The sequence below is a fragment of the Candidatus Aminicenantes bacterium genome, assembly GCA_026393795.1.
In the GTDB taxonomy this organism is placed as follows: Bacteria; Acidobacteriota; Aminicenantia; order UBA2199; family UBA2199; genus UBA2199.
Genome location: JAPKZL010000181.1, coordinates 1 through 4,682 on the forward strand (window position 1 = coordinate 1; position 4,682 = coordinate 4,682).

4 protein-coding genes are annotated in these 4,682 nt (G+C 54.7%); 3 read left to right on the forward strand and 1 reads right to left on the reverse strand.

The features are described 5' to 3' along the window. Positions 1 to 362 precede the first annotated feature (362 nt). The 3 genes from NTW95_08560 to NTW95_08570 all read left to right on the forward strand — a co-directional run bounded on the left by NTW95_08560 (position 363) and on the right by NTW95_08570 (position 4,342). Positions 363 to 830 (forward strand): hypothetical protein, encoded by a 468-nt coding sequence (locus NTW95_08560; GenBank protein MCX6557461.1) that lies wholly within the window; start codon positions 363 to 365, stop codon positions 828 to 830. Between the two features lie 71 nt (positions 831 to 901). Next, a complete protein-coding gene (locus NTW95_08565) occupies positions 902 to 2,938 on the forward strand; it encodes an ankyrin repeat domain-containing protein (GenBank protein MCX6557462.1) in 2,037 nt (678 codons plus the stop codon). A 42-nt stretch (positions 2,939 to 2,980) separates the two neighbouring features. Beyond that, positions 2,981 to 4,342, forward strand: coding sequence for a winged helix DNA-binding domain-containing protein (locus NTW95_08570; protein MCX6557463.1), 1,362 nt, complete (start codon positions 2,981 to 2,983; stop codon positions 4,340 to 4,342). On the opposite strand, the gene NTW95_08575 is transcribed toward NTW95_08570, so the two are convergent. Next, positions 4,339 to 4,682 (reverse strand): TlpA disulfide reductase family protein (locus tag NTW95_08575; protein MCX6557464.1); only part of this gene is annotated, 344 nt, incomplete at its 5' end. The genes NTW95_08570 and NTW95_08575 overlap by 4 nt on opposite strands.

Below are 4,682 nucleotides of genomic sequence, written 5' to 3' on the forward strand. Positions count from 1 at the left end.
GGTCGCCGGGGCGAAGCGAGGGTACGGCCAGCACAACAACAGTTTCGCCGCCCTGGAGCTCTATAACAAAGATAAAGAGCTTATCGAAGTAAAATGAAGATAGGCTATGGGGGACAGTATTTGTAAATGTGTAATCGGTATGTCTGACGTTTATTGGGATTTCAAATTTTTTTAATAGAATAGAAGACCGAGCCTATTTTAAGAAATATTATAAGGAAAATTGGGACAGCGCTTGGCTTGGTGACTTTTGTAATTAAGACAGTGATATAAGGACTTTTGTTAAAACTTTTAATTTGCTATGATGATTCCAGGATGACGCGTCGCGTTCGATCGCGATTGCTTGGAGAGAGGAGGCGAGAACCATGTGGACGCTGACGAAGAAATGGTGGATCATTTCGGGTATGCTGCTTATGCCGGGCGTGATCGTGCTGGTCGTGGGAATCGTCAATCCCAACGCCCGCACCGACGACGACTTCTCGCTAAAGACCTTCGGCATCATTTGGATCCTCCTGCAGCTTGCCGTCAACGGCGTCCTCTTTAGCTACCTTAACTGGCAGAAAAAGCGGGCCGTCTACTTATGCCAAAACGGTATCCGCGCCACGGCGACGATCCTGTCCGTTGACACGACCGGCACCACGATCAACGACATGCCGCAGATCGCGCTACGCCTGGAGATCGCTCCTTTCGACCGCATGCCCTACACCATCATCGACAAGCGCTGCTGGAACCCCCTCGCCCTGGCCGGGCTGCAGAAAGGGGCGAAGCTGCCGGTGCTCATCGACCCGCGCCGGCCGAAAAAAATCATGTTCTACGAGGAAGAAAAATCGTGATCGCCATGAAGCGCGATAGCAAACGCTGCAATCGCAAAAACAGGCGCTAGAGAGATGCGGACAGGAGCCAGATGAGAAAGATGAGAACATCGATTTTTGCTTCGCTCGCGGTTTTCCTGATCGCCGGTCAAAATAGCGCCAATCCTGGCAATCCGCGGATTCCCGACCGCGACCTGTTCATGGCCATACAGCGCAACAACCTGGAACTTTTTCAGGGCTATCTTGCCGGGAATGCCAATTGGCACGCCATCGACGGCCGGGGCAATACCCTTATCCACGCCCTGATCGCTCCGGAAATGATCGAATTGCTGGAACTTGAATCTCCGGTCAGAAAAGTAAGTATGCGAGTGGTTATGAGAACTCTGGATAAAACCGGTAATCCTGTTTCAATTCAAATGGCACCTATTGCGCATCCGCGCGTGAACGCCGTGCGGCCCATTGAAATGCAGATGGTCCAGAATTCTCCAGGGAAAAAGGACGACCCCCTGCAAATGCGCATGGACATCGTCCGCTCGCTTGTGGGCCATGGCGTCGATATAAACCAAACGAATGACAGGGGAGAAACGCCCCTGAAACTGGCAGTTTATATGGCCAAAAGTGATTCACAGGCATTCTCACATCTGAAACGGTTTCCCGATGGCTGGTTAGGCCTGGAAGTAGACCCTGCATTAGTCCTGCGTTTTGTGCGATTTCTATTAGACCTGGGGGCAAACCCGCGCCTTTGCGACGCCAAGGGAAAAACCCCTCTTTTCGATGCGACAGGCGCATTGATCCCTTTGCTGCTGAAGCATGGGGCGGTCCTTGAAGACCGAGATCAAAACGGGATGACCCTGTTCTTGGCGGCCGACCCAAAGAAGGCTTTGGCCTTGCTCAAACTCGGGGCCGACCCGCAGGCGACGGACAACCGGAAACGCAACCGCTGGCATTATCTTGACTTCGTTGACTGGGAAGAACTGGCGCAAAAACTGATCGAACTCCGCGTGAACATCAACCAGCGCGACCTTGACGGGCAAACGCCTTTGCTGCTCAATTGCGGAACGGAAAAAATCAAACTGGCTTTATTTCTCCTTGAACATGGCGCTGATCCTGTACTCGCAAGTAATTATGGCGACACCCCACTGCACAAAGCCGCATCGGCCAGCAACCTGGAGCTGATGGAATGGCTCCTGCGCCACGGAGCCGCGGTGAACGTCCGAAACCGTTCTGGTCAAACGCCGCTTCATTATGCCTATTATAATGAAAAAAGCGCCGAATTGCTGCTGCGCTACAAAGCCGATCCGAACATTCCTGATATCGCAGGCAATACGATTCTGCATATTTTAATTGAAAATGGCGGTAAAAAAAACCATGAGTTGCTTTCTTTTTTTATCCACCATGGCGCTTCCCTTTATCAAAAGGACGGCAGTGGTGAGACCCCATTAGGTAAAGCATTATACAAAGAGGATTTTATGGCCATGAAAGTTCTACTTGAAAATGGCGCAGACCCTAATGTTGCCGGATCACGGGGATGGTCTTTATTGGATCGGGCTGAAATAAACAAACGTTTTGACATTTTATCACTATTGCGGAAGTATGGCGCGCGCCGCAAACGCTCCTGGTTGGATCGCTACAAGCAAGAGCTCCTGATCGGTCTTGCTTTTCTCGGCATCATACCTTTGTTTACCTTTCTTTTCAGCCTGAACAAGCCAGCGCCTTTAACAAAGAAGCTCGTCTGGTTTTTTATAGCTCCGGTCGGGTTGTTTTTTATTCTTCTTGTTGCGAGAATAAGGGGAGGTTTTTTTTCCGGTGGGGAAGAACTGCTATTTTTTATTTTAGCCATGCCGCCTTTGGCGGCCTTGCTGATGTCTCTTTCGGGGACGCGGATGCTCGCCGACCGCTGTCCGCCCTGGCTGGGGATCCCCTTATCATTTTTAAACGCGGCGGGCTGTATGGGTTTAACACTGGGCATTGTGTTTTTATTTTTACCCGGGACACATGGAGAAGGCGGCATTATACTCGCTTACGATGCATTGTTCGGCGGCGGGGCCGCGGCTATAATAACCCTGATCTTCGCCATTGTCGTTTGGAAAAAGCGCCTGGCTTCCGCGGCGAAGCATGACAAGGCGTGAGGCCTTTCATTACAATATTCGATCTGCTAGGATGATCCGAACATGACCGAATCTATCAGTGAAAAGACCGCACGGCGGATGACGCTGCATGCCCTGCTGCTGGACGGCAAAACCAAAATCAAGCCGGGAAAAGAGGGGATCGCGCAGACTATCGGACACCTGGGCTACGTGCAGATCGACACCATCTCGGTGATCGAGCGCGCACACCACCATGTGTTGTGGACGAGGGTGCCGGGGTACAAGCCTGAGTATCTGCACCAGGCGCATGCCGTCGAGCGGACTTTATTCGAATACTGGGGGCACGCGGCCTCATATTTGCCGATGAGCGATTACAGGTTCTACATCCCCATGATGCGCGGCTTCCTCAATCCATCCGGCTCCTGGTGGAGGAGCTGGGGGGAGAAGTACGGCAATTTTCTCGAGCCGGTGCTCAAGCGCATCCGCGAGGATGGGCCCCTGGCGGCGCGCGATTTCGAAAATCCCTCAAGCCGAAAGGGCAGCACCAATCATCCGCCTATCCTGGCGGATCCGATTGGTCTGTCCCAGAAGGGACCCTGGTGGGACAGCACCAATCATCCGCCTATCCTGGCGGATTCGATTGGTCTGTCCCCGCAGGAGAAGGGCTCCTGGTGGGACTGGAAGCCGGCCAAGGCGGCGCTGGAGATGCTGTTCTGGCGCGGCGAGCTGATGATCGCTAAGCGCAGCGGCTTCGAGCGCATCTACGACCTGACCGAGCGCGTTCTTCCCGAGGGCACCGACATTCGCCCGCCCGAATCCGATGAGTTGGGAAGGTTCATCGTCAGCCGCGCTCTCAACGCCCTCGGCATTGCCAACGAGAAGGAGATCAGGGAGTACATCCGCATCGGCGACAAGGAGATGGTTGGCAAGGCGCTAAAGGAGATGCTCGCGGCCAACGAGATCGTGCGCCTCAACATCACGGGTGACAACGGCATGTTTCACGCGTTTGCAAATGCTCTCGAACAATCGGGCTCTTTCCGCGCTGCGGCGCCGTGCGTCCGTTTGCTCTCTCCTTTCGACAACCTGGTCAGTCCGCGCTCCCTTTTAAAGCAGCGCTTCGGCTTCGATTACGCGCTGGAGTGCTACACGCCGCCAAGCAAAAGAAAACACGGCTACTTTGTCCTGCCCATCCTGTTCGGCGAAAATATCGTCGGCCGCCTCGACCCCAAGGCCGACCGACCGGATAAAACGTTCCGCGTGCGCCGGCTGGCCATCCAGCCCGAATTCTGCGACAACGACGGCCTGATCGCCGGGCTCAACAAAGCCATTGGCGACCTGGCGGCCTTCAACGGCTGTTCCGCGGTTATCCTGGAGGATGTCCGGCCGAAAAAACTTGTTGCCCCGCTGAAGAAGGCGCTGGCGGCCGGGGTTGCAACCGGACTTTAGAGCAGGGGGGCGATCCGGCGCGCCAGTTGTTCCCGGCCGCAGGCATCGGACGGCACCTGGGCCACGAGCTTTCCCGAGCGGTCGATGAGGATGACCGTCGGGACCGAATTGAAGGAGCCGTACTGATAGAAGGTCTCCTCGTCGGCCCAAGCGGAGGTGAAATCCATGCCCTTGGTCAGGGCCAGGCTCTTCTCTTCGGAACCGCTCTTTTTCCAGTCGTCCAGCCGATCCAGGGCCAGCACCACGACCTGCACAGGTTTGCCCGCGAACTGCTTCTGCAGTTCCTGTAGGACGGGCAGGCTGTCGCGGCAGGTCGGACACCAGCCCGCCGAAAATTCCA